Source organism: Paenibacillus sp. MMO-177 (genome assembly GCF_037147795.1).
GTDB lineage: Bacteria > Bacillota > Bacilli > Paenibacillales > Paenibacillaceae > Pristimantibacillus.
On the sequence record NZ_JBBCUR010000002.1, the window covers coordinates 759,234 to 785,939 of the forward strand.

The following is a 26,706-nucleotide window of genomic DNA, read 5'->3' on the forward strand; positions in this document are numbered from 1 at the left end:
AGCCTTATCCCCCTGCCATCGCTTGCATAATTTGCTGCTGGTTCACTTCGCCGCTGCCAAGCTCCTTGACTTTGAAGCGGTCTCGCAGTACAGCCACGCGGTCGCTGACGCGGATGACTTCTTCCAGCTCCGAAGAAATAAAGAGAACCGACATTCCCTGCTTCGCAAGCGAGAGAACCAGCTTCTGAATCTCCGCCTTGGCTCCGATATCGATCCCTCTCGTTGGTTCATCCAGGATCAAAAGGTCGGGTTCCGTCAGCAGCCAGCGGGCAAGCAGTACCTTCTGCTGATTGCCGCCGCTCAGGTTCTTAATCAGATGTTCGGGGTTTGGAGGATTAATGTTAAGCATCCGGATATACCGATCCGCGATTTCGTCCTGCTTCTTGCGGGATATCGGCCGGAGCCAGCCTCTTGCTGCCTGCAAGGCTAGAATAATATTTTCCCGTACAGTCAGGTCGTCAATAATACCCTCGGTCTTCCGGTTCTCCGAGCAATAAGCAATGCCAAGATCAATAGCGCTTCTTGGCGATTTCACCGGACTGCCGGATTCCCCGGCAAGCAGCTTCCCTTGATCAGGCCGGTCTACGCCAAAGAGCAGTCTTGCCATCTCCGTCCGGCCGGAGCCCAGCAGGCCTGCTAATCCAACTACCTCTCCCTTGCGGATCTCAAGATCAAACGGGTTAATTGCTCCTTTTCGGCCAAGCGAGGTTGCGGTAATCATCGTGTTCCCCACTGTATCCCCGGCCTCTTCAGACAGCTTCGGCAGCTCTTCCAGCAGCTTAAGATCCTTGCCAATCATCTTCAGAACAAGCTCAATGCGCGGCAGCCCGGCTGCCATATACTCCCCTTCCAGCTCTCCGCCCCGAAGAACGGTAATCCGGTCGGACATTTCATAGACCTGATCGAGGAAATGGGTAACGAACAGAATAGCCAATCCGTCGTTTTTCAACTTGCGCATGATGCTGAACAGCTGCTGTACCTCATTTTGATCCAGACTGGAGGTAGGTTCGTCGAGAATAAGCACTTTAGCGGAAATGCTTAGCGCCCTGGCAATCGCAATAAGCTGCTGGATAGCGACGGAATAAGCGTGGAGCGGCAGCGTAACGTCAATGCTCAGATTTAGTCGTTCCTTCAGAAGCTGTGCGGCTTCCTTGTTCATCTTCTTCCAAAGAATTCTGCCGAATTTTCTTGGCTCTCTCCCAATATAAATATTTTCGGCGACCGTCAGGTTCGGACATAGATTCACTTCCTGATAGACGGTGCTGATTCCGGCTCTCTGCGCCTCTAACGGTCCGCCTATCGAGACAGTCCGATTCTCGATCGTAACCGTACCTTCATCGATAGAGTAGACACCGGTTAACACCTTAATGAGGGTCGATTTGCCTGCTCCGTTCTCTCCCATCAGCGCGTGAACCTCGCCCGGGAACAGCCGAAAATCCACATTGGACAAGGCCTTTACGCCGGGGAACCGCTTGGTTATTCCGGACATTTGAAGAATAGGTGCTTGCATGCTGCTCTCTCCTTTCCAAGAGAAAAAGCCGCCCAGCGGCAATCTGGTGCTCCAGGCGGCTTTCCCTTCTTTTTATTAGTACTGGCGGCTCGGCAAAGCTTCCTTCGCCTGCTCGGATGTGAAGGTTGTTTCGTTCGTTACGATGCGCGCATCAATCTCTTTGCCGTCTACAACCGCTTTAGCGGCTTCCATCAGCTGAGGACCAAGCAGAGGATTGCATTCCACGATAAAGTTGATCTTGCCGTCTGCCGCGGCTTGCATACCGTCTTTAACCGCGTCTACCGAAATAATGATAATGTCTTTGCCCGGCACAAGACCTGCGGCTTCAATCGCTTGAATTGCCCCTAATGCCATGTCGTCATTATGCGCGTAGAGAACGTCGATATCTTTATGCGCCTTCAGAAAAGCCTGCATAACTTCCTTCCCTTTGGCGCGAGTAAAATCGCCGGTCTGGGAAGCGATAATTTTGAGCTTGGGATTCGAAGCGATTGCGTCCTGGAAGCCTGCCTTGCGGTCATTCGCAGGAGCGGAGCCCGTTGTTCCTTGCAGCTCGACGATATTGACATCCTCCTTCGTATCCTTGTATCGGTCGAGCAGCCATTGACCGGCTTTCTTGCCCTCCTCAATAAAGTCCGAGCCGATAAAGGTCTTATACAGCGACGTATCGGCCGAATCAACCGCACGGTCCGTCAGAATGACCGGAATGCCTGCATCCTTCGCTTCCTTCAGCACCGTATCCCATCCCGATTCCACTACCGGGGAGAAGGCGATAACATCAACCTTTTGCTGAATGAAGGAACGGATCGCTTTAATCTGGTTTTCTTGCTTCTGCTGAGCGTCCGAGAATTTCAGATCGAACCCTGCTTCTTTCGCCGATTCCTGAATCGACTTCGTATTGGCCGTACGCCATCCGCTCTCCGCTCCTACCTGCGAGAAGCCAAGAGTAATTTTCTTCCCGCCCGAACCCGTAGCGCTCGCTGTTTCTTGAGCTGCAGCCGTCTCGGCCGGCTTATTTGTCGCATTTCCCGAATTGTTCGTGCTGTTTCCGTTATTGCCCCCATTACCTCCGCAAGCGGTTACAATAGACACCATGACAGCAAGCGTTACCGCAAGTCCCCATCTTTTCTTTCGCTTCATCCGGTTAATCCTCCCTTTTCGTTCACCATGTCTGGCGTGAATCAAGTATAGAGCCGTTCCGTACGGCGAAAATATGGAGTCGGTTTGGAGAATCGTTGAATCCTTTATGCGTCTACCGGACACCCGGGATCGGAAAGTGTAATTTTTTATGCAAAAGGTGTACTATACCGCGAATCTCTTAAAAGAATGAAATTTCATGCTATAATGGGGAAACAAATTTCATCCTCAATTGGAGCGAGCAGCCAATGAAGCTCATCAAATGGATTACGTCAAGCCTTAGGGCCAAATTGCTGAGCATGTTTATTATTCTTACCGCGGTTCCTTTACTCGTGGTTGGTCTCATCTCCTATCAGAAGTCGTACAACACGGTTTCCGACCATAGTAAAGCTTCAACCCAGCTGGCAGCCGACCAATTAGCACGCAATTTGGATATTTTGTTCGGCGATACCGAGAGAATTCTCGAGATGGGAAAAGATCCGCAGGTGCTCCAATTTCTCTATTCGCAATCCGAGACTTATCAGGAAGCCAAATCCATCCTTCAGACGTTCAAGTTCTACCGCGAAACCTATAAGTACGACAAAGTACTGAACATATCGATGGTCAATTTTTACGGAAAAGGCATCAGCGAACGGAAAGGCGTCTTCCAGCTTGACCGCAACCCGCTTCGCAATCCGTATTTTCAATATTTAACGCAATATCCCGATGCGGTCCTGCGGATTCCGGAATCATCGGCATCCGATTCGAACCGCCTTGACGGGTTCACTTACCCGGGACAGAATGCTTTGTCCATTATTGCAGCGATCAAACAAAGGATTACCCATGAGGTGATCGGTTTTATCGTCATAGACCTCAATGAAGCGATGATTGACGATTTTCTCAAAAATACCGTCATCGGCAAGACAGGCTTCTTCTATATCAATGATCTGTACGGAGCAACCGTGTTCCAGCCTCAGTCCTCGTCGTCCTCGCCCGCTATTCTGGAACAAATCGATCAAGAGCCGATGACCGCTGCGAGCGACAGCTTTGTTCTCTCGACCAAAGCAAAGCCCCAATTCATCGTGTACAGCACCTCGCAAATAACCGGCTGGAAAATTATCGGCGTTGCGCCGTTTCAGGAAATTATCGCAGAAGCGAACGGCATCAGACAGCTTATTATTGTAAGCGTTGCGCTTAGCGCGGTCTTTGCTTTAACGCTGTATTTTTTCCTGACGAACCGCCTGACCCACCCGATCCAAATTCTGATGAACAAAATGCGCAAAGCCTCCAGCGGGTATCTGGATGCGAAGGTCACGCCAAGCGGAACGGATGAAATTGCCGACTTGGGAAACAGCTTCAACCGGATGATTGAAGAGATCAAAAGCCTGATGGAGAAAAACCGGCGGGAGCAGGAACAGAAGCAGATGGCGGAGCTGCGGACCCTTCAAGCCCAGATTAACCCCCATTTTCTGTATAACACCTTGGACTCGATTATTTGGATGGCGGAAGCGGAGAAAAAAGAAAGCGTTATCAAGCTTGTCAAAGCTTTGGCGCGATTTTTCCGATTAAGCTTGAACAAAGGCCGGGACTGGATATCGATTAAGACCGAGCTGGAGCATGCCCATACCTACCTGGTCATTCAGCAGATGAGATATCATGATATCTTGCAGTACGAGATTGAAGTTGATCCCGAGCTGCAGGTGTACCCTATTCTGAAGATGAGTCTGCAGCCTTTGATCGAGAACGCCATTTATCACGGCATCAAAAACAAGCGCGGCCAAGGAATGATCAGAATCAGCGGTCATGTGGAGGACCGCGATCTGGTTCTTACCGTCGAAGACAACGGGATTGGAATTAGACCCGAGCGCCTCGCTGAGCTTCAGAAGGAACTCGAGCTGCCTGTCGATTCTCTTGCCGTCAAGCAGGATGACCAGGAAGGCGGGTTTGGGCTGCAAAACGTGCATCAACGGATCCGGTTGTATTTCGGCCAGCGCTATGGGGTTGAGATCGAAAGCGTCTACCGGGAAGGCAGCAAGATTTCCGTTCGTATTCCAAAAAAATAAGGATGGTCATAACAATGAAAAAAGTGATGATCGTTGACGATGAAATATTGATCCGCGAAAATATCCGAAGCTGCGTTGACTGGACGAAGGAAGGCTTTATTTACTGCGGCGACGCCCCGGACGGAGAAATCGCTTTGCCGCTTATCGAGGAGCAGCAGCCGGACATTCTGATTACCGATATCAAAATGCCGTTTATGGACGGCCTTGAATTAACGGCCATTGTCCGGAAACAGCTGCCTCATATCAAAGTCATTATCATGAGCGGCCATGATGAATTCCGTTATGCCCAGAATGCGATTCGGCTTGGTGTCGAGGATTACTGCTTGAAGCCGGTCAGCGCGGCCGAGCTGATTGAGCTTCTCCGGAAGGTCAGCGCTAAGATTGATGAGGAGCAGAAGAAGATCAAAGGCCAGGGGGTTACGAAAGAAAGACTTCTCGCTGACCTGTGCGGCGGATTAATGGGTACACCGGAAGCGATCGAAACGGCTAAAGAGCTGAATCTCACCCTCGCCTCCCGCTTCTATGCCGCCGCTATTCTGGATGTGAGAACCGCTGATTCTGCCGGCAACGACCAGCAGCTCTTGACCAGCGTCAGGAACGAACTTGATCGACGGCTTGAACAAGCGATCGAATGCTTATCCTTTTACCGAAGCAAGACAGAGCTCGTCTACATTTTCAAAAGCAATTCCGCGGAAAGTCTAACGGAGTTTCTCCATACCTTCAACACATATACCCGGTCACAGCTCGAGCAGCAGTTAGGTTGCGAGATTTACGCCGGAATGGGCAGTCAACAAGAGCGGATACAAGGCATTCATATTTCTTATTTGGAGGCGGAAGAAGACAAATATATTAGCCGGCTTGCCCGGCTTAACCAAGCTTCGCTTCATGACATTCACGAGCCGATGGACATTGTCATTAACCGTAACCGGTTCCTGGAGTTTGCGAAGATTGGAATCCCTTCCGAGAGGGATGCTTTTGTGAGGGAATTTGCGGCTCCGTTAAAATCTCTTCCCTTTAAGAGCAGCTACAGCTTCTATCTGTTCAACGACCTGACCTTGGAGGCGCTTCGCTGCGCGAAGCAAACCTTCCGTACCGGTGAGGATCCGGGCTGCAGCGCGCCCCGGCTTCAGCAGGAGATTAAAAAAATAGCTAGTTGGGAGGACTGCTGCTCTTATTTGAATAGTCTGCTGCAAGAGCTCTGGCTATGGCGGTCGGAATCCTCCGACAAATACGGCGATGTAATCAAGCAAGTGAAGGAATACCTTCAAGCCCAATACAATAATGAGCAATTATCGCTCAAAATGATGGCTGCCCATGTGAGGGTCAGCCCCAGCCATCTGAGCAAAGTATTCAGCCAGGAAACCGGTCAGACGCTTACCGAATATTTGACGCAGATCCGAATCGGCAAGGCAATGGAGCTGCTTAAGACGACCCGCAGCAAGTCTTTTGAGATTGCTTTTGAAGTGGGCTATAATGACCCTCATTATTTCTCCAATCTGTTTAAGAAAATGACGGGCATGACGCCCAAGGAATATCGCAACCAAGGAGAAAAGGATGAGACGGCATGAGACGGCTGACGGGACTTTTTAAGCTTTTTATCATCATTGCCTTACTGCTTGGCGGCTGTTCCAACAGCGGGACAGGAGAACAGTCCTTGTCTGCCGCTCAAGGCTCCCCTTCGCCAAACCGCAGCTTTTCCAAGGATAAAACCTTTGGCATTATTTATCCGATGACTTATCCGACTTATGAGCTTATTACGCTTGACGCTAACGAAACCGCAGCCAAAAACAACGTGGCGTTAATTGTTAATGCGCCGGATGAGGCGAATACCGAGCAGCAAATCCGCATTATGGAATCCATGATCAAGCAAGGAATCGACGGGATTGCCATATCCCCCGTCGATTCCGAGGCGCTTGCTCCCGTCATAAATAAAGCAGAGGCGGCCGGGATTCCCGTCGTTACCTTCGAATCAGATGCGCCAGACAGCAAACGAACTTCCTATATCGGAGCAGACAACTTTATGACCGGACGCCAAAGCGCCATGACGGTCAGTCGTCTTCTTGGCCATAAAGGCATGATCATTGTGGAGAATGGCATGGAGGAAATGCTGGGAATGAAGCAGCGGTTGGAAGGCTTTCTCGATTATCTGGCGCAGGAATCGTCCATAGACGTGCTGGAGATTCATCATAATAAAGGCAGCGAAGAGCAAGCGATGAGCGATATCGAGACGATGATTGACGCCCATCCCCACTTTGATGCGATGGTAGGACTCGACTATATCTCCGCTTCTGCCTCAACCTTGATATGGAAGGCGAAAGGGTTGAACCGGCTGGCCATATCGATGGGGATTACCTCCACAAACAAAGATGCTTTGATAAACGGACAGCTTGCTGCCGTCATCTCGCAGAACGAGACGACTTGGGGACGGTCGATTGTGGAGACCCTGCTCCGGGCAAGTAACGAAGAGAAGGTAGATTCCATGATAAATACGGGGATTACTGAGCTTAGCGCAGACCAGTTGAAGTAACGCTCAAACGAACAATGGCGAACCCCTTGGAGTTCGCCATTCCTTGTTCTAAACGGTGTCGAGTCTGTATAAAGCAGCACCATGCGGCGCAATAACCGAGGATAAGATAGAGTTGGGAGCTCCTTGAGCCTCGCCGGTCCAGAGGTTTTTCGCGCTTGCTTCTCCGTCCATACCCAAATCCCCGAAGGACACGGATACCTCCGTTTCTTCTTCACCCGTATTAAACAAAGCAACATAACGTTCCCCGTCTCTGCCTTCCGCTGTCCATACCACCCGGTCGCCAATGCGCGATACCTGTCTTGCTCCATTGCTGGTACGGTGCATGTGCAGCACTTCCGGGTTTGTTAACAGGGATAACGTCCATTCGTCATTATCCCGCATCTCGCCGCCCATCATAAGAGGGGAACGGAAAATCGACCACAGAGTCATCATTGTCAGCTGCTCGTCGCGGGTGAAGTTCGTCATGCGGTCCGGGTGCGAGCAGCGCACGCCGATGCGGCCAAGCGGCAGCATATCGCAATCCGGCCAGTTGCCCGGCTTCGGACGCCCTTCCCAGGTTTTGCAGCGGTCGAACATATCGAGCAGCAGCGGCCAGCGGTCCCAGAAGTCATCCGTCATCCGCCACAGATTTGCGTTCTGCTCCAGGAAATCCGCATGCTTCACGGGTGCGGGACCAGGCGATAAGCTCAGCACAATCGGACGTCCAACATGATCAATCGCTTTGCGGATCAGCTCAATCTCGCCGAGATGCGCCCCGCCATGAAGCCAAGAGTCGGCGATATCATCCACTTTGATGTAATCAACGCCCCACTCGGCGTACATTTCGAAGAGCGAGTTGTAATATTCCTGCGCGCCTGGCTTTTTTGCGTCTACCCCGTACATATCCGTATTCCAGCCGCAGAAGGAGCAGGTATGGGCAATATCGCGTGCCGTTACCGAGGTGCCTTTGATTGGCGTATTATCATGAACAGCCTGCCGCGGAATACCGCGCATTATGTGAATGCCGAACTTGAGTCCAAGGCTATGCACATAATCGGCAAGCGGCTTGAAGCCTTGTCCGCCTCCTGCGGACGGGAAACGGTTCACTGCCGGAATAAGCCGGGAGTAATCATCCATTTCGAGCCGGACAAAGGGACGGTAAAGATCCGATACGGCTCCCGGTTCGTACCACTGAATATCGACTACGACATACTCCCAGCCGAAAGCCTTCAGATGCTTCGCCATATAGTCGGCGTTACCTCGCACTTCGTCTTCTCTAACGGTTGCGCCGTAACAATCCCAGCTGTTCCAGCCTAGCGGCGGTGTTGGGGAAAATTCAAGATGCTGCATAATGACCCTCCTGTATTTGAAGAATGCATAGAAATGAATTGCTGCTATATTCCTATATTAATTCCTATCAGAACGGGTCATCTACAGTAATCTAACTTCAATCATAGTAAAATATTGCGGTCTTCCGGCTGATGCAATTAGTCGAAATAAACCCGGTTATAGACGAGCTGGCCTTCTCCATGGCGGAAATGACCCGGCGTCTCCCCCGTTATTTTGCGGAACCATTTAATAAAATAACTGCCGCCGGAATAGCCTACCTGCTCCGCGATCCGCTCAATACTCCAATCGGTATCCTTCAGCAGCCGCATCGCTTCTTTAATCCGTACCCGATTCAGATAGTCGTTAGGCGACATGCCTACCGTCTTGGTGAATTGGCGAAGCAGATGATATTTCGACAAGCTAAGCCGATCCGCCAGCTGGTCAAGACTGATCATATTTTCATAATGGGTATCCATATAAGCGACAGCCTCTTTCACCTTAAGCGGCCATTCCCTTCCATCCTCCCGTGGAGCAAGGGCAAACCGGCATAACTCGGAAATGAACTGATACACATAGGAAGAAGCGGTATATGGCTCCTTGATCCGGCCGGCATGGGCTTCCTCGTACATGCTCTGCAGCAGCCGGATCGGACGGCTTCCTGCCGGAAGGAAGGGAGTTTCGCCCAGCTGCTTCTTTACCTCCTCCCAGTTGGGGAGAATGAGAGAGGGACGAATCAATACGAATATAAAGGACCAGTGCGATCCTTCGGACGGAAAATAATAGCGGTGATCCCCGGGAATCTCCGTCATAAACGCTTGACCAGCCTGAATACGGAAAGTCTCCGTCCCTCTCTCGTAAATCCCTTCCCCGTCAAACGTATATTGAAATAACAGCAGCGGTCCGTCGTTCCGGGTCAATCCGTCCCAGCGGTAATGCTGGTCTCGAATGACATCCGTTCCTATCGCAAACAGGTTGCATAAGGCCAGATGCTCCGGCGTTGTGAAACGGAATCCAAACGTGCCCGTACTTGCCAATTGACCTGCGTTCATATTTATTCCCCGCTTAATTCGACCAGCCCGTTCAACTGGCGGGCTGCCGCAAGTGCCTGTGTCCGAGAAGATACGCCAAGCTTCGCGTAAATTCTGGACAGGTATACTTTTACCGTACCTTCCTTTAAAGCCAGCTTGGCCGCGATTTGTTTGTTCGGAGCTCCTTGTCCCAATAACTGCAGGATAAAGGTTTCTTGCTCCGTTAAAGGCTCGACCAATATTGCTTGCGGCTGGGAAAGATTCTCCTGCTGCGGGAAGCAATTCAGCAGCTGCTTCACGTAAGCTGGCGATACAGGCGGCAACTCATCTTGTCCAGCCTCTCGCTGCCGTTGCTCCGCATACATCTGCAGCAGCTTCTTCATTTGAATCCCCTCGTCGACAAAGCTGCGGATATAACCGTTCGACTCCCCGATGACAAGCGCTTCATGAAGTAGCTGCAAAGCGGCACCGCGATTGCCGCGCTGGTATTCCGCCAAGGACTGCACAATACCGATCTCTGAACGAACAAGGAAGCAATGGTCCTGTTCGATCGAGGATTGAATTAATTCCAATTGCCTCAAGGCCTCGGTTATTTTTCCTTGTGCAGTCAGTATTCTGGCATAGACGGTATATTCGGTCCAGCGGTTGGAGGCCGGCTGAATGCGGTCTGACATGCGCAGCCTGGTAATCTCCGCTTTTGCTTCCGCGAGATTGTCTTCCTTCAGGAAGAGATGGGCACGGCTTGCCCTCAACGGATACAGCCAGTGATATTCGCCTTTTTGCTCCGCCATTTGGATGGCTTCGTCGATTGCTTCATGCGCTTTCCGAAACTGGCCGTTAGCGGCATAAAGGCGTGACAGTGTAATTCGATTAGGAACAAACAAGCCTGCGGTATGCCTAGCCCTGTCGGATTGCTCGATTTTACGGACCAGCTGCAGGCTGTCGCTTTGCCTGTTCCATTCATAATAACCTTCGCTTAGGGCTTGAACGACATACAAATTAATGAGCGACTGCCCCCATCCGTGCTGCTCAAGCACGGATACGAACCGCTGACCGATCCGTTCGGTATCGGCCGACAAAATACCCTTCAAGCCAAATGCAGTTCGCCTGACAAGCGGCTCAATCATATTGTAATTAAAGTTGTAGAAGATAGGATCCTCCGGAAGCACCCCTTGAAGCCGGTATCCGACAAACGAATCCCATTGCTCGTAACGCCCCGTATAGAAAAGCAGGTTCGATTGAAGGAACAGCATACCTCCCTGCAGCGGTTCAAGCTCAGCCGCGGTCTCGGGCTGTTCGTATCTTTTCTCCAGCTTCTCAACCGTCTCCGCGGAAAAATGCATCTGTCCCATCAACAGATGCGCAAATGCCTGATACATTAATAAACTCGCCGGTATCGGGATATGCTCCGAGACAGCCTGTATGCGTTCAAGCAAAGAAGCAAGCTCGCCTTGTTTGAGCGCATCCGGAATATATTCTTCCAATCTCTCGGCAGCTTCCTTGTAGCTTTCTCCGGCTATCGCATGGTCGATTGCCTTATCAAGCATCCCTCTGACAGCAAACGCCAAGCTAGCCGCATGGTGATCCTTCAACCATTGCTCGCGGCTCCGGGAGCGGTGGCGGTTCTTCAAAAAATCGGCAAATAGCGAATGATAGCGGAACCAGCCATTATGATTATCCAGCGGAATAACAAACAAATTAAGTGCTCGAAGCTGCTCCAGCATCTCACGGCTGTCCGAGCGGCCAAACGCGCGATTGCAGACCTCCGCATCCATTCGGTCGAACACGCTTGTCTGCAGCAGGAAGTCCGTCACGTCTGAAGGCAGCTTGTCGAGCACCTCCTGGAACAAATAAGACGAGACCTTTTCGTTGCTTCCGTCAAAGCCAGCGATAATCCGGTCAATATCCTGCTGAGCTCGAAGAGATATAGAGGCCAACTGAAGCCCCGCAACCCATCCCTCCGTTTTCTCAAACAGCTTGCGGGTATGCCATTGCTCCAAATAAATCCCTGCCGATCTGCAAAACTCTTGCGTCTCCTCCTGGGTAAAATGAAGCTGCTGCAGGCCGATATCCGTCCGCTCCCCTCTTGCCAGCCATTTCGCCGCGTCAAAGGAGATTTCCCCACGGCTTGCGATAATTATCCGGTGATGGGGAGGCAAGTATTCTATAAAGTAAGACAAACTGTTATGAATCTCGGCTAGCTCAATATGATGATAATCGTCCAGCACGAGCGCTATTGGATCTTGAGCGGCAGCCAGCTCGTTCAGAAGCGTATCGATGATCGCGTTTACCGTTGTGCCCGTTACGAGAGCTCCAACGGCGGATAGCGAATCCGCTAAAGAGAGTGGGCCCGTTTCCATATAAGCATTTAACACATACCGCCAAAATCCCGCTGCATCATTATCTCTTTCGTCCAAGGACACCCATGAGGTTTGAATGCGGGCGGATTGCGCCCACTGTGCGATTAACGTGGATTTTCCGGAGCCCGCCGGGGCGCACACCGTCACCATTCGGCCCTGCATCCCTTGTTCCAGCGAATCAAGCAGTCTCTTTCGGATAATAAGATTTTTCTTAACAACAGGAAGCCGTATTTTTGTTTTTAATAGGATAGGTTCAGAGAATAACATACGATCTCCTTCTAAGTCCGACATATCATCTTTATTATACTGAAATTTCGACATTATTTGCTCAAAATAGTTGGAGAGGCCGGGTGATTAAACAGAAAAAACCATTGCCTGGCCGGCAATGGTTTTTTCGCCTTTCTATTAATTATGATAAAAATCAATGATTCGCAGCAGCAGCACTGCTGCCTCCGCTCGAGTAGCCTGACCTGACGGCACGAACCTGCCGTCTCCTCTTCCTTGCAATATACCTGCTTGCTGCAAAGCGGCTACATAACCCGCTGACCAAGCTGGAATATTCGAAGCGTCGGAGAACAAATCCTTCGCCTTCTCCGTCTCAACCGGCTTCATTCCCGCCGCTTTCGCCAGCATGGTCACGAGCTCCGCGCGGGTAACCTGCTCATTCGGCCGGAACGAGCCATCCGCATAACCATTCACAATCCCGAACTCTTTTGCTCTGGCTATAGCTTCGGCTGCCCAAGCCGGAATGCCGTCTTTATCCGAAAACTCCGATTCCGCTAATGCGGACGCGGATTTATCAATCACCGCATTCATAAGCATCGTGACGAACTCCGCCCTCGTGACCTGTCCTTCAGGCCGAAACGTGCCGTCGTCAAACCCATGAACGATACCGCAGGCGTATGCATCCTTAACCGTATTCTCCGCCCAATGTCCGGACATATCGCCGAGTTGGAATGTGCCGTCAGCCGACGGCTTACATGCGATAAGCTCAAGCTTGCCGGGCTTCTCCGGTTCCACCTGAGGCGGATTAACCGGATTGTATCTTGTAATTTTTACCGTATACGCAAGTACCGTTGTCCCATCCTGAGCCGTAACGCGAACCGTAATGGTTTGAGTGCCAACCGACAATTCAATGCTTTCGCCCAGAGGCTCACCTTTTTCATTCAAAATATCGACTTTAGCATTCGTATCGCTTGGGACAGCCGTCAATTTTGTTTTTGATACCGAGTAGGCGACTCCCGCTGTATAATTCAGCGTTGCCTCCTTGAACGGCTCATTTATTTGGATGTCGCTTAGCTTGAGGGTGCTCAAGCTCGCATTGCTGGATACAATCTCAAAGCCATATTCATGGGTTAGGCCACTTTCGTTGCCGGCAGCATCCTTTGCTTTCGCCTGAACATGATGTCTTCCAATAGCGAGCTCCTCCTTTGGCACAAAGCTCCACGTGCCGCTGTCATCGGCTTCCGCTTTACCAACAAGCTCGCCATCCAGCTGAATGGCAACCTCAGCGTTTTTTTCCGCTGTTCCGGCTATTTCAGGTTTTGCCTGGTTCGTCTTTGAACCTTCATTCGGCTTATTGACCAACGGCACCGATGGGGCAGTCGTATCAATGACAATATTTAGCTGTACGGTCTCCTCTTTCACATTGCCTGCGGCATCGGCGACTTTGACCTTGATCTGATGAATGCCGTCATTTAGGCTATCTGCAGGAACAAAGGACCAGTCCCCTTCTTCATTTACCTTAAAAGGCTGAATTGCCGATCCGTCCAGCGTCAATTGAATCCACGCTCCCGCCTCGGCACGACCGCTTACCGCCGGTTTGCCCGTATTCAGCAAGGCTCCTTCGACAGGAGCGGATATGATGGCCAGTTCCGGAGCTGCCGTGTCGATCGTAAACGGAATTTGCACGGATTCGGATCCCGTATTCCCCGCTTCGTCTACGGCCACAGCATGGATGATATGATCGCCGTCCCGCAGTGCTTCTGTAAGGGTAAACGACCATTCGCCAGAATCGTTTGACTTTGTTTCGCCTTTCTTTTGGTCGTCGATATAAATGGATACCTCTGCGCCTGCTTCTGCCGTACCGGAAATGGCGGCCATATTCATATTCGTGACGGTTCCTTTTGTTGGAGCAAGGATAACAGGCGCATCCGGCGCCTTTGTGTCAATCGTCCACGATACGGCATTCGATGCTTGGCTGACATTGCCAACGGAATCCTCGGCAGTTGCTTTCACGATATGATTCCCGTCAAGGAGAGGCACGGTTAATGCGATGCTCCAAGTACCTTTTTCATTTGTTTTTACCGTTCCCGCCAATGAATCATCCACATATAAATCGACTTTCGAATCCGCCTCCGCTAGTCCTGTCAGCACAGGCTTGTTGATGCCCGTTACAGCACCATTGACCGGGGATTGAATGACCGGAGCTGCAGGCGCTGTTGAGTCAACCGTAAAAACAAGATTAACCGTCTGCGCGGCTTCATTTCCCACGGGGTCTTTAATCCCTATCTCTGCATAATGCATCCCATCCGTCAGCGCCGGAACAGGTTTGTACTTCCACTCCCCGTTACCTTCCGCGGTTACGGCAGGCATCAAGCTGCCGTCAAGCATTACCGTAATGATAGAGTCCGGTTCTGCAGTTCCCGAGAACACCGGTGCGTTATCGCTTATGGTTTCATTATCTTTTGGCGTTAAAACCACCGGTAATAAGGGCGGCGTTCTATCGATGCGAACCTTCTCTTCGGAAATAGGACTACTATTGCCGGCTTTATCGATCGATCTGGCCTGCACGATGCTCTCTCCCTCGGCCGTGATGGTCAATTCCCCTTCATACGATGCCCAATCCTTCTCACCGGCTCCGGCGATGCGGTATTCTGTCCTGTCAATTCCCGAATCACCGCGGTCCAAGCCAGCCGTAATCGATACCTTTACGGCGTTTGCATTTGTCCAATTGATAATCTCGGGCTTAACACTTGGAGCTGTAGGCGAAGATCTGTCGATTTGAACGATCGTTTCCCGTATGGCACCGATATTCCCCGCACGATCGATCGTTCTAGCGCTGATCGTTGTAACTCCTTCCGCTTCAATATCCACATCACCGGTATAGGAGGTCCAATCTTTCGTAACAGCACCGGATAAACGATACTCCGTTCGGCTTCCTCCCGATCCGCCTTGGTCCTCGCCCGCTGTTACGGAGAAATTAACCTTATCCGCCGAAACCCAGCCCGATTTGCCGATAAGTATAGCTGGCGCTGTTGGAGCTGTTTTATCCACATAAATGTTTAAGCTTGTCATTTCGCTTCGATTTCCCGCCTGATCCACCGTTCTTGCGTGAACCGTTGTCAGGCCTTCCGCACTCACGGTAAATTTCCCGGCATAGGCCGTCCAATCCGCATTAACCGCGCCGGACAAGCTATATTCGGTTTGGCTTACCCCGGATAATGGATCTGCCCCCGGCATGATCGTTACGTCAACGTTCGAATTCGTCCAATTGGCGGCGGATGCTTCCACATCCGGCCGCTCTGGAGCTGTCCGGTCAATTAGAACCGTTACCTTAGCAGCTGTTCCAATATTGCCGGCCATATCCATTGTTCTTGCATACACTTCTGTTCTGCCTTCCGCCGTAACTATAATTGGATCCGTGTAAGGCTTCCAGTCTGAGGTGACTGCGCCGGACAAGCTGTATTCCATTCCCTTAACCCCGGAGCCTCCGCTATCCGTACCGGGCGAAGCGGTCACCGTCACATGATCGGATGCGTTCCAGACCGACACATCAGTCGTCAGCGACGTTGCTCCAGGGGCCGTAAGATCGATCGATTGAATTTCTTCCGACTCTTTGCTGATATTGCCGGCCTTGTCTATCGTCCTGGCTGTAACGGTGGTTTTTCCTTCCGCCGTTACTTGGATCGGAGTCGAATAAGTCGTCCAGTCGCGCGTAGTTGCGCCCGACAGTTTATATTCAACCCGATCCGCCGATGAGGCATTGTCCGCCCCGGCGGTTAATGTCACGGAAATCGAAGATCTCGACCAGGCGCCTCCCGCCGGGCTTATGGCAGGCGCAGCAGGAGAAATTCTGTCGATCCGCACAACTTCTGTCGACACGGGCCCTACATTGCCAGCATAATCGACGCTTCTGGCGCTAATCGTGGTCTGACCTTCCGCAGATACGGCAATTTGCCCCGTGTACGTCGTCCATGCAAGCGAGGAAGCACCGCTTAAGCTATATTCCGTACGGTTGATGCCGGAGCCGCCATCCGTTCCTGCCGTCACGGTAACCTTTACCGAAGCGGCATTCGTCCAGTACGGCATGTCCGATGCAACCAATGGCGCAGCTGGTTTTGTTTTGTCCACCTTAACGATAACCGGAGCCGCCGCACTGGCGTTACCGGCATTATCCGTTGTTCTTGCTTCAACGGTTGTCTGGCCTTCCGCACTTATCGACAAAGCCCCGGAATACGTTGTCCAATCCTTGGTTGTAGCCCCGGAAAGCTTGTATTCCGTTTTGCTTACACCCGAACCTGTGTCAGTACCCGCTGCGACGGTCACCGCCACATCCGATGCGCTCCAATCCAATTCCGAAGGCGTAATGACAGGCGCGGTTGGTTTTGTTTTGTCTATGGATACCAACGCAGTCTGTTCGGTGCTTTTATTTCCCGCTTGGTCTACGGTTCTGGCATGAATCGTTGTCTGTCCTTCCGTACTGATCAATACAGTTCCCGGATAAGTGGACCAATCCACCACCGTTGCTCCGCTTAGGCTGAATTCGGTCCGGGCAGCCCCCGAACCTCCGGTATCCGTTCCCGCTGCTACTGTAAACATTACGTTGGAAGCCGTCCATGAGCTGATAATAGGCGTAATAACCGGAGCCTCGGGCGGCGTTCGATCGATTTTCACTACAGCGGTCGAGACCGGCCCAATGTTATTGGCATTATCCACGGTTCTGGTACTTATCGTCGTTTGCCCCTCCGCACTGATCGTCACCTGCCCGGTATAAGTCGTCCAGCCTAGCGTTGACGCGCCGTTTAAGCTATATTCGGTCCGGCTGACGCCGGATCCGGCATCCGTACCTCCTGTAACCGTAACCTTTACCGAAGCGGCATTTGTCCAGCTCGCCGTATTCGGTGCTACGGTAGGTGCCGTTGGCTGGGTTTTATCCACCTTTACGATTGCGGTCTTGCTTGTGCTGATATTACCGGCATTATCAATGGTTCGTGCTTCAACGGTTGTCTGCCCCTCCGCTCCGAGTAAGATCGGACTATTATAGGTCGTCCAATTCAGGTTAGAGGCGCCTGTCAGTTTGTATTCGGTCCGGTTAACGCCGGAACCTCCCGTATCTGTGCCGGCCACGATAACGACCACAACATCCGCACTGCTCCATGAACCCGAGGCAGGCGTGATGGTTGGCGCTGCGGGCCCTGCCGCGTCGATCTTTACGACGGCGGTCCCTTCGGCGCTAATATTGCCTACTTCATCAATATCCCGCACATGGACCGTTGTCTGACCCTGCGAGGATACGATGAGCGTCCCCGTAAAAGCAGTCCAATCAGCGGTTGTTGCTCCGGTCAGACTATATTCTCTACGTTGCACGCCCGAACCGCCTGGATCCGAAGCGGCCGACAGGGTAACGGTTACCGCACCCGGGCTCCATCCGTTTGCCGACAAATTAACGGTTGGGGTAACGGGAGGCGTTTGGTCAATCTTTACGACCGCGGATTCCGTTTTACTGATGTTCCCAGCGTTATCTATCGTCCGTGCCGAAATAGTTGTTTGACCTGAACTTGAGATTTTAATAGGACCTGTATAAGTCGTCCAGCTTAAGGTTGTTGCACCGGTCAAGCTGTACTCCGTCCGGTTAACCCCTGTTTCCGCATCCGTTCCCGGCACTATGGACACGTCTACAGCGGATGCGCTCCATGCGCTGCCGGCCCCCGTAATGGTTGGGGCTGTCGGCGGATTAAAGTCGAAGGTCAATTTATACATCTTGGTATTGTCCGTGTAATCCCTATCATTGTACCCGCCTAATATATAAACGTCTGAACCGATAGGGATGAGACTGGCATTCGTTAAATGATTCGGATTTTCAACATCGCTTGTCCAAGTATTTGTCGCCGGATCATACAAGTAGAAATTATAATTCCCCATGACCAATACTTTCCCGTTCGCAAGCGTCACTTGCGAATGCCTGAAAAAGATGTCCATTCCGGAATAGGGCAGACTTGCGACCTTAGTCCACGTATTAGCTGCCGGATCGTAAATATAGGAATCAAAGGAATATACATACCCGCTAAGACCGCCGGTCAGCAGCACTCGTCCGTCCTTCAAAGTACTTTGTGCGGCTCCATATATCCCCCTAGGCAAAGGGGCGACTTCGTCCCATCGGTTGGCGGTAGGATTAAAAATGTAGGCATTATCATAAAGAATCGAACGACTAGCGAAAAAAACCTCGTTTGCTCCGCCTACGGCCAATACCCGGCCGTCAAGAAGCGTGCTCTGAGATTGTCCCAACACCGTATGAGGGAAGTTCGCAGCATTTGTCCAAGCGTTTGCGGAAGGATTGTATATGCGGACAGCATCGTTGTAGACGTAGCCCACATTATTCATGAACGCATCCCCTCCAATGACAACCACGTTACCGTTTGGCAGCATGGATTGCGCATGATAAGCCACCGGTAAAGCAGGCGCATTGGAAGACCAGGTTTGAGTACCCGCATCGAAGACGTATGAGTTCTTCGAGAAGGAATTGTTTCTTCCGCTCTGCCCCCCGGTTAAGAGAATTTTGTTCCCTCCAAGCGCACTGGCCGTAGCTCCGGGAAGCAGCTCCGGCGGGTTAAAAGACGATGGCAGCTCCTCCACCGACACAGCGGCAAATGCCGTTTTTTCACCTCCCGTTGGCAAAAATACAAATGCAATTGCGATAAGCAATAAAATGCAGCTTAATTTACGAAACACAACCTTCGTCCTCCTCTTACTGAATGAGCAGGACAAGCTTAGCAAAAATCATTTTCGGAGCCAATTAACTTTAGTTAACTGCATCAAATATTTTTTACAACCGGACATATCCGGAAAGCCATCCTGGAAACTAAAAAACGCCGCTGCCCAATGGGCAGCGGCGTTCCTATTTATAATGTGCTCATTACAATATTGCGGAGCTTCCGTGTCAGCGGCGTTGTGCCTGCATCCTTTTTCTGGATCATTAGCAAAATCGTCAATCCCTCTTGCGGGAAATTGCCGAAGTATGCGCCTAACCAGCCATCCCAGCCATACTCTCCCGAGCTTGCCAGAATTCCCGCTGTTTGCGTGTCCGTCACAACGCGCATCAAGTTCCCGTAGCTGTGACCGGCCAGCGTATGCCAAGAGTCAAACGCAAGCTGCTGACGGGCATTTAACGTTCCCGACGTCAAATATTGAACCGTTCTCGGACGCAAGATTTGTACGCCGTCCAGGCTTCCTTGGTTCAACAGCATGGTGGTGAATTTCGCCGCATCATCAATCGTGGAGACAAGTCCCGCGCCTCCGGATTCGAAAGCGGGGTCACGGTCCATCTGATGAATAATGCCCAGATGATTGCCCCTAAAGAGACTCATGCCGTCTTGCTCGCTTGCGTACGTTTTGACAAGGCGTCCTCTCTTCTCTTCCGGCAGCCAGAAGCCCGTATCCTTCATGCCAAGCGGGCCAAAAATTTCCTTCTGCAAAAACTCGCCAAAGCGCATGCCGCTTACCACTTCAACGATAGCGCCAAGCACATCGGCCGATGTGCCGTAAGCCCAGGAAGTTCCCGGCTGGAATGCAAGCGGTCCTTCGCCAAGCTTGTTCATTGCTTCCACGGTACCCATCGGAGATTCTCCGAGCAGTCGCTCGTTAATCTCTCCGAACAATGCCTCCGTTGCTTGCCCCGCCGCGTTATCGCCGCCGTATACAAGGCCGCAAGTCATATCGAGCAGGTCATGAATATTCATGTCCCGCTCCACCGGCATCAGTTCGCCGTTCACCTCGGCCTTCTGATTATTGAAGCCCGGCAGGTATTGGCTGACCGATTCGAACAAATCAATTTCTCCGCGCTCCACCAAGATCATGACTGCCGTTGCCGTAACCGGCTTTGTCATGGAGTACAGGCGGAAGATCGTATTGCGTTCTACCGGGCGTCCCGCTTCGCGGTCGGCCAATCCGTCTTCGTGATAAAAGACTTCTTTGCCGTCTTTAATGACCATAAAGTTGGCGCCTGCTATTTCGTTGTTATCGATGCTTTTCCTAAGCGTTTTTTTAATCTGGCTGACTGCTGTCTGATCCAACATGATTGATAATCTCCTTCACTCTCAATTGCATTCTATGACCAAAGGAGTATTCGTTATTGAAGTGGGAAACTCCTTTACAATAACCTTGCTATGCCTTAATCAGTTGGTATCGTCCGCCGGCAACCGTCTTGAAGGACAATAGGCCTTGCTCGTCCAATATTGCTGTAACCGCAATGCCATCCGACTCCACACGAAGCGCAGCAGCAGAACGGATCCGGCAGACTCCGCCCGAGTTGGAAACGATATCCCCGGTTTTAATGGATCCTTCTTCCCACTGCAGCGATACGTCGAAATGGCCTCTCGCCCGCAATCCCCTCACATATCCTTGCGGCCAGGCATCCGGAAGGGATGGCAGCAGCTCCAAATAACCCCGATGGGACTGCACAAGCAGCTCGGCGATGCCCGATGTCGCAGCGAAATTGCCGTCTATCTGGAATGGCGGATGGGCATCAAACAGATTGCTATATACGCCGCCGTGATGATAATTCGTGTTGCCGTCCTCTACTAGAGTCAACAGGTTGGACAGCAGCCCTAAAGCACGGTTGCCGTTGCCGAAGCGCGCCCATAATCCGACTTTCCAGCCTAGACTCCAGCCCGTCCCGCCGTCTCCGCGAATTTCTAGGGAACGCTGAGCTGCTTCCATCAGCTCAGGAGTCTCCTCCCATGACAGCTGTCGTCCGGGATAGACGCCAAACAAATGAGAGACATGGCGGTGGAATGGATCCTCGTCTTCGAAATCCTTCGACCATTCCTGGAGTCTTCCGTTGTCGCCGATTTGCAGCGGGTGCAGCCGGCTTCGCGTATCCGCCAGCCGCTCTCTGAATGATTCATCAACGCCAAGAATCGTTGAAGCCTCGATCAGATTCGTGAACAGATCCCAGACGAGCGACAGGTCCATGGTAGATGCAGCGCTGACTGCAGCCAGCCCTTCCGCCGTACGGAACTTATGCTCCGGGGATGTGGATGGCGAAGTAATTAATCGTCCATCCTTGTCTTCATGCAGCCAATCCAGGCAGAATAGCGCTGCCTCTTTCATGACCGGGTATGCCTTATCCCTCAGGAACGTCTTGTCTAATCCAAATGCGTAATGCTCCCATAAATGCTGGCAGAGCCATACGCCGCCCATCGGCCAGAACGCCCAGCTCGGATCTCCGTGACCGTAATCGCCAGCAGGCGAAGACATGCACCAGATATCGCTGTTATGATGGGCGGTCCAGCCTGCAGCTCCATAGTTCGTTGAAGCGGTCTTCCGGCCGTTCTTGGCCAAATTCTCGATAAAATCCAGCAGCGGGGTGTGGCAATCGGCCAAATTACAGGTTTCCGCAGGCCAGTAATTCATCTCTGCATTAATGTTAAGCGTATAGTTGCCGCTCCATGGCGCTCTTGTCTCTTCGTTCCAAATCCCTTGCAAATTTGCGGGCTGGGTTCCTTTGCGGGAGCTTCCGATCATCAGATAACGACCGTAATGATAGAGCAGCTCGACAAGTCCCGGGTCGCTTGCCCCGTAATCCCGGATGCGCGCATCCGTTGGATAATCGGGCGGCGCAGCCGATTCGCCAAGACTAAGCTGCACGCGATTAAACAGCTTCTGATGATCCTCAATATGTCTTTGCAAGAGCGAGTCATAGGAATGCTTCATTGCTTGCTCCAAATAAGCGGAAGCTGTCGCCGACTCGTCCTTGCCTTCGCTTCCCGGTGAACGGTCATAGCCGTTAAAGCTGGTTGCCGCGCTGAAAATAAGCGTGACAGCCGTCGCGCCCGTCACGCGTAGTCCGTCATGGCTGTATGATGCTTGTCCTTCTTCCAGCCGGGCTGCCAATCGGCCTTCAAACCGCATCGCGTTGGCGCTGCCCGGCTCGCCATACTTAACGGGCATGTCCGTGTCGTAGTAACTCGGGTCTACATGTTCCGGCGCATCACCGCGCAGGATCAGGCCATCTTTGTCAAAAGCCGTCTCATACCGCAGCGGGCTCTCAAGCCGGGCAAGAAAATTCAGCTTTCCCGGGTGACTCGCTTCAAGACGAAGCACAGCAACCTGATCCGGATAAGATATAAATAGACGTCTTGAATAAGTCGTGTCGCCGATTTGATACTCAACCGTTGAGGTTGCGTCATCAAGATGGAGCGCTCTCCGGTAATTTTTCATCGCGTTTCCGTGCAAGAACTTTATATAGAGATCTGCCATCGGCAGGTAGGATTGCGTATAAGTCCCCATCATCTGTTTGCATAATCGGTCGGCTGCCGCATATTGTCCCTCTTCGATCAGCTTTCTGACTTCGGGAAGCACTTTGACAGCGTTGTCATTGTCTCCGTAGCGGGGGCCGCCGGACCAAAGCGTATCTTCGTTTAACTGGATGCGTTCCATTTCCGGTCCGCCAAACATCATAGCGCCAAGACGTCCGTTGCCGGTTGGCAGCGCATCGGTCCATCTGACAGATGGACGGTTGTATTGCAGCTTCATAGCAGGCATGCTCCTTTTTATAGAGGGATAAAAGGTGAAAGTTACGATTTAATTCCGTAAAACCTAGCACAGTTCCCGCCTAATACAAGCGATTTTTCTTCTTCGGTAAAAGCTTCCAGGTAATGTTTTACGATATTTATCGTCTGCTCGTAGGTACCGCTTAAGGTGCAGACCGGCCAGTCCGAGCCAATCATCAGCCTTTGGGTTCCAAAGCATTGAAACACGGTATTGAGATAGATTGCGAAATCTTCTTCCCGCCAATTGCCCCACTCGGCCTCCGTAACCATGCCCGACAGTTTGCATAAGACATTGGGATTAGCCGCGAGTCTTGCGAGATCCTGAGCCCACGGCTCGAATCCTTTATTCGCAATATCCGGTTTCGCGATATGATCAAGCACAAAAGGCTGATTAGGGAACATCTCTACAAGCTGTGCAGCATAAGGAAGATGCTTTGGGAACAGCAGCAAATCATAGGTTAAACCGTAGTTTTCCAGAGAGGCTATGCCATTCCTGAAATCCTCCCTCAAAAGAAAGCGGTCGTCCGGCTCATCATGCACAACATGACGGACTCCTTTAAGCAAAGGATGATTGCCATACTTTTCGAGCTGCTGCCTAATTTCCGGCGAACACAAGTCTACCCAGCCAACAACGCCTTTGATTTCAGGGAATTGCTCGGCCAGGGACAAGAGCCATTCCGTTTCTTGAAGAGACTGCCTGGCTTGAACGGCAATGGATCCGTCGAATCCGTTTTGCAAGAGCAAGGGTTTCAAATGCTGCGGCAGAAAATGGGTCTGAATCGCCTTGTGCTGCCCGGACATCCAGCCGTAATCCCGCTCGTTATACATCCAGAAATGCTGATGGGAATCTATTCTCATGAGCTGCCTCCTTTTCCTAAGGCCATTCTATCATCGCTTTGATCACTTTGTTAGAAGGATCAAGCCAGGATTCGAAATGGTCTGCCATTTGGTCAAACGGCACCAGATGAGTCACGTAGCTGTTCACATCAATCCCTCCGGCACGGATAACCTCTAATACATGCAGGCAATCTTCCTTCGTTGCATTGCGGCTGCCCATAATCGTCAGTTCCCGTTTATGGAATTCGGAATCATCGAAAGAAATATGGCCTTTTACTAATCCCACATACACAAGCGTTCCGCCATGCGCCGCGTAACGAACCGCTGTCGACATCGAATGGGTATTCCCCGTTGCATCGAATACGATGGTTGGATAATCGCCATTCGTCAAACCCTCCAAACGAGAGAACGGTTCATCCAGCGCATTAACGGTATGATCCGCCTTCGCCCATTCCTTGCAAAATGCCAGACGCTCGTCATTCACGTCCATCGCAATCACATTCGCGCCGGCATGCTTGGCGAGTGCCATGATGCCAAGCCCGATTGGACCTGCTCCGATCACAAGCACCGTATCGCCGGCGACCAGTCCCGACCTCCGGACGGCATGCGCTCCGATACTGAACGGTTCGACAACGGCCGCTTGCTCCAGGCTGAGCCCGTCCGCATTGAGCAGATGCGTAACGGGAACGGAGATTTTCTCCCGCATGCCTCCATCCGCATGTACGCCAAGCACTTGAATGGATGTACAGCAATTTGTCTTTCCTTGCCGGCATGCGACGCATTTACCGCAGTGCAGGTAAGGAATAATGCTGACTTGATCGCCTGTTTTGAAGCCTTCCTCGTTATCCCCGATTTGTTCAATAATACCCGACAGCTCGTGGCCAAGAATACGCGGATAGGTGAAAAACGGCTGATTTCCTTTATAGGCATGCAGATCCGTTCCGCAGATGCCGACCCGTTTAACGGATACAATCGCTTCGCCTGGTGTAAACACCGGCTCTTCGAGATCCGCATATCTGAATTGCTCAACTTGCTCGCATACAATCCCCTTCATTGCGCAGCCGCTCCCCTTATCGCTCATTGTAATACGGTATACCGCTTGCCCATGTCTCGTTCATAATCGGCGCAAGAATTTCTCTTATTTCCTCAAGCAGCCCAAGGTTTATCGGCTCATTGACCCACATTGCATTCTTCACAATGTTCGATGGATTAGCCGTGCTCACTAGCGTTGTTGGAATGCGCTCGTTCATGGTAGAAAATTGAACGGCAAGCTTAGCAATATCCTCGCCTTGCGCTGCGCAATGTTCCGCTGCCCGCTTGCAAATCTCTTTTACCTTTCGGCTGGCGGGATGCCATTCCGGCGTGCCGCGTGTTCCGAGCAAGCCCATCGATAAAGGCGATGCGTTTACGAGTCCGATTCTCTTTTCTTCAATTATAGGGAAAATCGTTTCCAGTGTTGTGTCATTCAAGGAGTAATGACAATACGAGATGATGGCGTCGATATCAGCATTAGGCAGGAACTCTTCAAACAGGCTGAGCGGCAGTCCGCAAATACCGGTATTGCGGATTTTCCCGTCGGCCTTTAACCGCTGAATGGCGGGAATTGCCTCTTCATATATGATAGACGGCTCTACGAATTCAATGTCGTGAAGGAATAGAATATCCAGATAATCGGTATGCAGGCGCTGCAGACTCTCTTCCACGCTTGCGATAATGGTTCCGCTTCTGAAATCAAACACATCGGCCCCGTATCTGCCTGCTTTTGTAGACAAAAAGTAACGATCGCGCGGAACGCTCTTCAGCGCCTGGCCCAATACCGTTTCCGCCTTCTTCAGCCCGTAATACGGCGATACGTCGATCAGATTAATGCCGGCATCTAAGGCCGCATGAACCGTACGGATGCTTTCGTTGTCATCGGTTACGCGAAATACGGAGCCCAGCGAAGAAGCGCCAAAGCTAAGTGCCGACACTTCCAGGCCGGTCTTACCAAGCTTTCTATATTTCAATGAATCTCACCTCTTAATAAATAATATAAGCTCATTCTACACCAGCATAATCACACATGAAAACGCTCTAAACCTGTTATTTTATGCTCTAATTTGTTATCATCGGAGTAGTTATTGGAGAAAGGAAGACAAAGTCATGCCAACCATACACAAACGCTTTGACGAAACGGATAAATTTCCGTTCAGCCTAGTCTATCAGGATACGAAATCTCCGCAACGGGAGCTTCCCGACCATTTGCATGACTGGTACGAGATTGTATTTGTGTATTCCGGGACAGGAACCTTCTTCATTAACCACAGCTTTTACGAAATGAATCCCGGCGACGTATTTCTTATTCCAGGCAATACGGTCCATCGCGCGTTCCCGGATGAGTTCTCGCCCGTGACTTCCAGCGCGATCTTCTTTGCGCCCCGGTTCATTCAGCCGATGGAATTCGGCGAATCCCATTCGCTCTTGCGATGCTTCGAGCAAGCCCGGAAAAGCAAAAGCTATAAGCTTGATACTTCCCATGACGAACGATTAGCTTTCTCCAGCCTTATCGACGTTATGAATCAAGAGTGGCTTAACCGGCTTCCGAGCTATCGGGCGGCTATTGCGGTAAGGCTCTATGATTTTCTTATTGCCTTGAACCGGATGGCGTTGCCGGTTGCCGAGCATCCGCGCAGCTCCAGCGCCGAACCGCCGCCATGGATACGGACGATTCTGGATTACATTGACGCTCATATCGGATCGCAGCAGATGAGTCTTGCCGAATTATCCTCGAGAGCATCCGTAACGTACGCCCATTTCTCGAGAGTGTTCAAACAGCATACCGGCATGAACGTAAGCGAATATATTCTGATCAAAAAAATCATGTTAGCCAAAGAGAAGCTGATGCTGACGGGCGATACCATCTCCTCCGTTTGCCTGTCATGCGGTTTTGAAAGCGAATCCTACTTTTATAAAAAGTTTAAACTGATTACCGGGATGACACCCGTGGAATACAGGCGCAGCTGCCGGTAAAGTCTTTTTTTTTGCTTTTAGCGATTTCCCCTTGTTTTTCGGTTGATTCACCAAGAATAGTAGGCATCCAGCCTATATGCTAAGGATGAAATCACATGATTTGAAGGGGTGAACGTTTATGTTAGACCGCACGAAAGTATTGACCGATGAGCAAGTACGCTATTACCGGGTGAATGGAT

The 26,706-nt window shown here is 51.3% G+C and carries 15 protein-coding genes; 4 read left to right on the forward strand and 11 right to left on the reverse strand.

Annotation, left to right across the window (positions count from 1 at the left end; translation table 11 throughout):
• Positions 1–4: 4 nt before the first annotated feature.
• Both WFK81_RS09185 and WFK81_RS09190 read right to left on the reverse strand, forming a co-directional pair.
• On the reverse strand, positions 5–1,510 hold the full coding sequence (locus WFK81_RS09185; protein WP_336786113.1) for a sugar ABC transporter ATP-binding protein: 1,506 nt from the start codon (positions 1,508–1,510) through the stop codon (positions 5–7).
• Between the two features lie 75 nt (positions 1,511–1,585).
• Entirely contained in the window at positions 1,586–2,647 is a 1,062-nt protein-coding gene (locus tag WFK81_RS09190) for an ABC transporter substrate-binding protein (protein ID WP_336786114.1), read from the reverse strand.
• Between the two features lie 245 nt (positions 2,648–2,892).
• On the opposite strand from WFK81_RS09190, the gene WFK81_RS09195 reads away from it, so the two are divergent.
• The 3 genes from WFK81_RS09195 to WFK81_RS09205 are packed head-to-tail and all read left to right on the forward strand — an operon-like array spanning position 2,893 to position 7,213.
• Positions 2,893–4,686, forward strand: coding sequence for a sensor histidine kinase (locus WFK81_RS09195; RefSeq protein WP_336786115.1), 1,794 nt, complete (start codon positions 2,893–2,895; stop codon positions 4,684–4,686).
• 14 nt (positions 4,687–4,700) lie between these two features.
• Positions 4,701–6,254: a response regulator gene (locus WFK81_RS09200; protein WP_336786116.1), complete on the forward strand. Its 1,554-nt coding sequence runs from the start codon at positions 4,701–4,703 to the stop codon at positions 6,252–6,254.
• A complete protein-coding gene (locus WFK81_RS09205; RefSeq protein WP_336786117.1) occupies positions 6,251–7,213 on the forward strand; it encodes a sugar ABC transporter substrate-binding protein in 963 nt (320 codons plus the stop codon). Before WFK81_RS09200 ends, WFK81_RS09205 begins: the two co-directional genes overlap by 4 nt.
• Before the next feature lie 48 nt (positions 7,214–7,261).
• On the opposite strand, the gene WFK81_RS09210 is transcribed toward WFK81_RS09205, so the two are convergent.
• The 9 genes from WFK81_RS09210 to WFK81_RS09250 form a co-directional block, all read right to left on the reverse strand.
• Positions 7,262–8,542: a glycoside hydrolase family 27 protein gene (locus WFK81_RS09210; RefSeq protein WP_336786118.1), complete on the reverse strand. Its 1,281-nt coding sequence runs from the start codon at positions 8,540–8,542 to the stop codon at positions 7,262–7,264.
• Between the two features lie 137 nt (positions 8,543–8,679).
• On the reverse strand, positions 8,680–9,570 hold the full coding sequence (locus WFK81_RS09215; protein ID WP_336786119.1) for a helix-turn-helix transcriptional regulator: 891 nt from the start codon (positions 9,568–9,570) through the stop codon (positions 8,680–8,682).
• Between the two features lie 2 nt (positions 9,571–9,572).
• Entirely contained in the window at positions 9,573–12,176 is a 2,604-nt protein-coding gene (locus WFK81_RS09220) for a LuxR C-terminal-related transcriptional regulator (RefSeq protein WP_336786120.1), read from the reverse strand.
• Between the two features lie 138 nt (positions 12,177–12,314).
• Complete coding sequence (locus tag WFK81_RS09225) at positions 12,315–18,860, reverse strand: OmpL47-type beta-barrel domain-containing protein (protein ID WP_336786121.1); 6,546 nt, start codon at positions 18,858–18,860, stop codon at positions 12,315–12,317.
• A 170-nt stretch (positions 18,861–19,030) separates the two neighbouring features.
• Positions 19,031–20,203, reverse strand: a complete 1,173-nt coding sequence (locus tag WFK81_RS09230) for a serine hydrolase domain-containing protein (RefSeq protein ID WP_336786122.1) — start codon at positions 20,201–20,203, stop codon at positions 19,031–19,033.
• 88 nt (positions 20,204–20,291) lie between these two features.
• Entirely contained in the window at positions 20,292–22,664 is a 2,373-nt protein-coding gene (locus WFK81_RS09235) for a glycoside hydrolase family 95 protein (protein ID WP_336786123.1), read from the reverse strand.
• 41 nt (positions 22,665–22,705) lie between these two features.
• Positions 22,706–23,539, reverse strand: coding sequence for an amidohydrolase family protein (locus WFK81_RS09240; RefSeq protein WP_336786124.1), 834 nt, complete (start codon positions 23,537–23,539; stop codon positions 22,706–22,708).
• Between the two features lie 16 nt (positions 23,540–23,555).
• Positions 23,556–24,572 carry a zinc-binding alcohol dehydrogenase family protein gene (locus WFK81_RS09245; RefSeq protein ID WP_336786459.1) on the reverse strand — a complete coding sequence of 339 codons (1,017 nt, stop codon included), beginning with the start codon at positions 24,570–24,572 and terminating at the stop codon, positions 23,556–23,558.
• A gap of 16 nt (positions 24,573–24,588) precedes the next feature.
• Complete coding sequence (locus WFK81_RS09250; protein WP_336786125.1) at positions 24,589–25,524, reverse strand: aldo/keto reductase; 936 nt, start codon at positions 25,522–25,524, stop codon at positions 24,589–24,591.
• 136 nt (positions 25,525–25,660) lie between these two features.
• Here WFK81_RS09250 and WFK81_RS09255 point away from each other — a divergent pair, with 136 nt between their 5' ends.
• Complete coding sequence (locus WFK81_RS09255; RefSeq protein ID WP_336786126.1) at positions 25,661–26,527, forward strand: AraC family transcriptional regulator; 867 nt, start codon at positions 25,661–25,663, stop codon at positions 26,525–26,527.
• The last annotated feature ends 179 nt before the right edge of the window (positions 26,528–26,706 follow it).

Excerpts from the sequence above, each read along its gene's own strand:
- WFK81_RS09185 (WP_336786113.1), bottom strand. The coding sequence starts at position 1,510 with ATGCAAGCACCTATTCTTCAAATGTCCGGAATAACCAAGCGGTTCCCC.
- WFK81_RS09190 (WP_336786114.1), bottom strand. The coding sequence starts at position 2,647 with ATGAAGCGAAAGAAAAGATGGGGACTTGCGGTAACGCTTGCTGTCATG.
- WFK81_RS09195 (WP_336786115.1), top strand. The coding sequence starts at position 2,893 with ATGAAGCTCATCAAATGGATTACGTCAAGCCTTAGGGCCAAATTGCTG.
- WFK81_RS09200 (WP_336786116.1), top strand. The coding sequence starts at position 4,701 with ATGAAAAAAGTGATGATCGTTGACGATGAAATATTGATCCGCGAAAAT.
- WFK81_RS09205 (WP_336786117.1), top strand. The coding sequence starts at position 6,251 with ATGAGACGGCTGACGGGACTTTTTAAGCTTTTTATCATCATTGCCTTA.
- WFK81_RS09210 (WP_336786118.1), bottom strand. The coding sequence starts at position 8,542 with ATGCAGCATCTTGAATTTTCCCCAACACCGCCGCTAGGCTGGAACAGC.
- WFK81_RS09215 (WP_336786119.1), bottom strand. The coding sequence starts at position 9,570 with ATGAACGCAGGTCAATTGGCAAGTACGGGCACGTTTGGATTCCGTTTC.
- WFK81_RS09220 (WP_336786120.1), bottom strand. The coding sequence starts at position 12,176 with ATGTTATTCTCTGAACCTATCCTATTAAAAACAAAAATACGGCTTCCT.
- WFK81_RS09230 (WP_336786122.1), bottom strand. The coding sequence starts at position 20,203 with ATGTTGGATCAGACAGCAGTCAGCCAGATTAAAAAAACGCTTAGGAAA.
- WFK81_RS09235 (WP_336786123.1), bottom strand. The coding sequence starts at position 22,664 with ATGAAGCTGCAATACAACCGTCCATCTGTCAGATGGACCGATGCGCTG.
- WFK81_RS09240 (WP_336786124.1), bottom strand. The coding sequence starts at position 23,539 with ATGAGAATAGATTCCCATCAGCATTTCTGGATGTATAACGAGCGGGAT.
- WFK81_RS09245 (WP_336786459.1), bottom strand. The coding sequence starts at position 24,572 with ATGAAGGGGATTGTATGCGAGCAAGTTGAGCAATTCAGATATGCGGAT.
- WFK81_RS09255 (WP_336786126.1), top strand. The coding sequence starts at position 25,661 with ATGCCAACCATACACAAACGCTTTGACGAAACGGATAAATTTCCGTTC.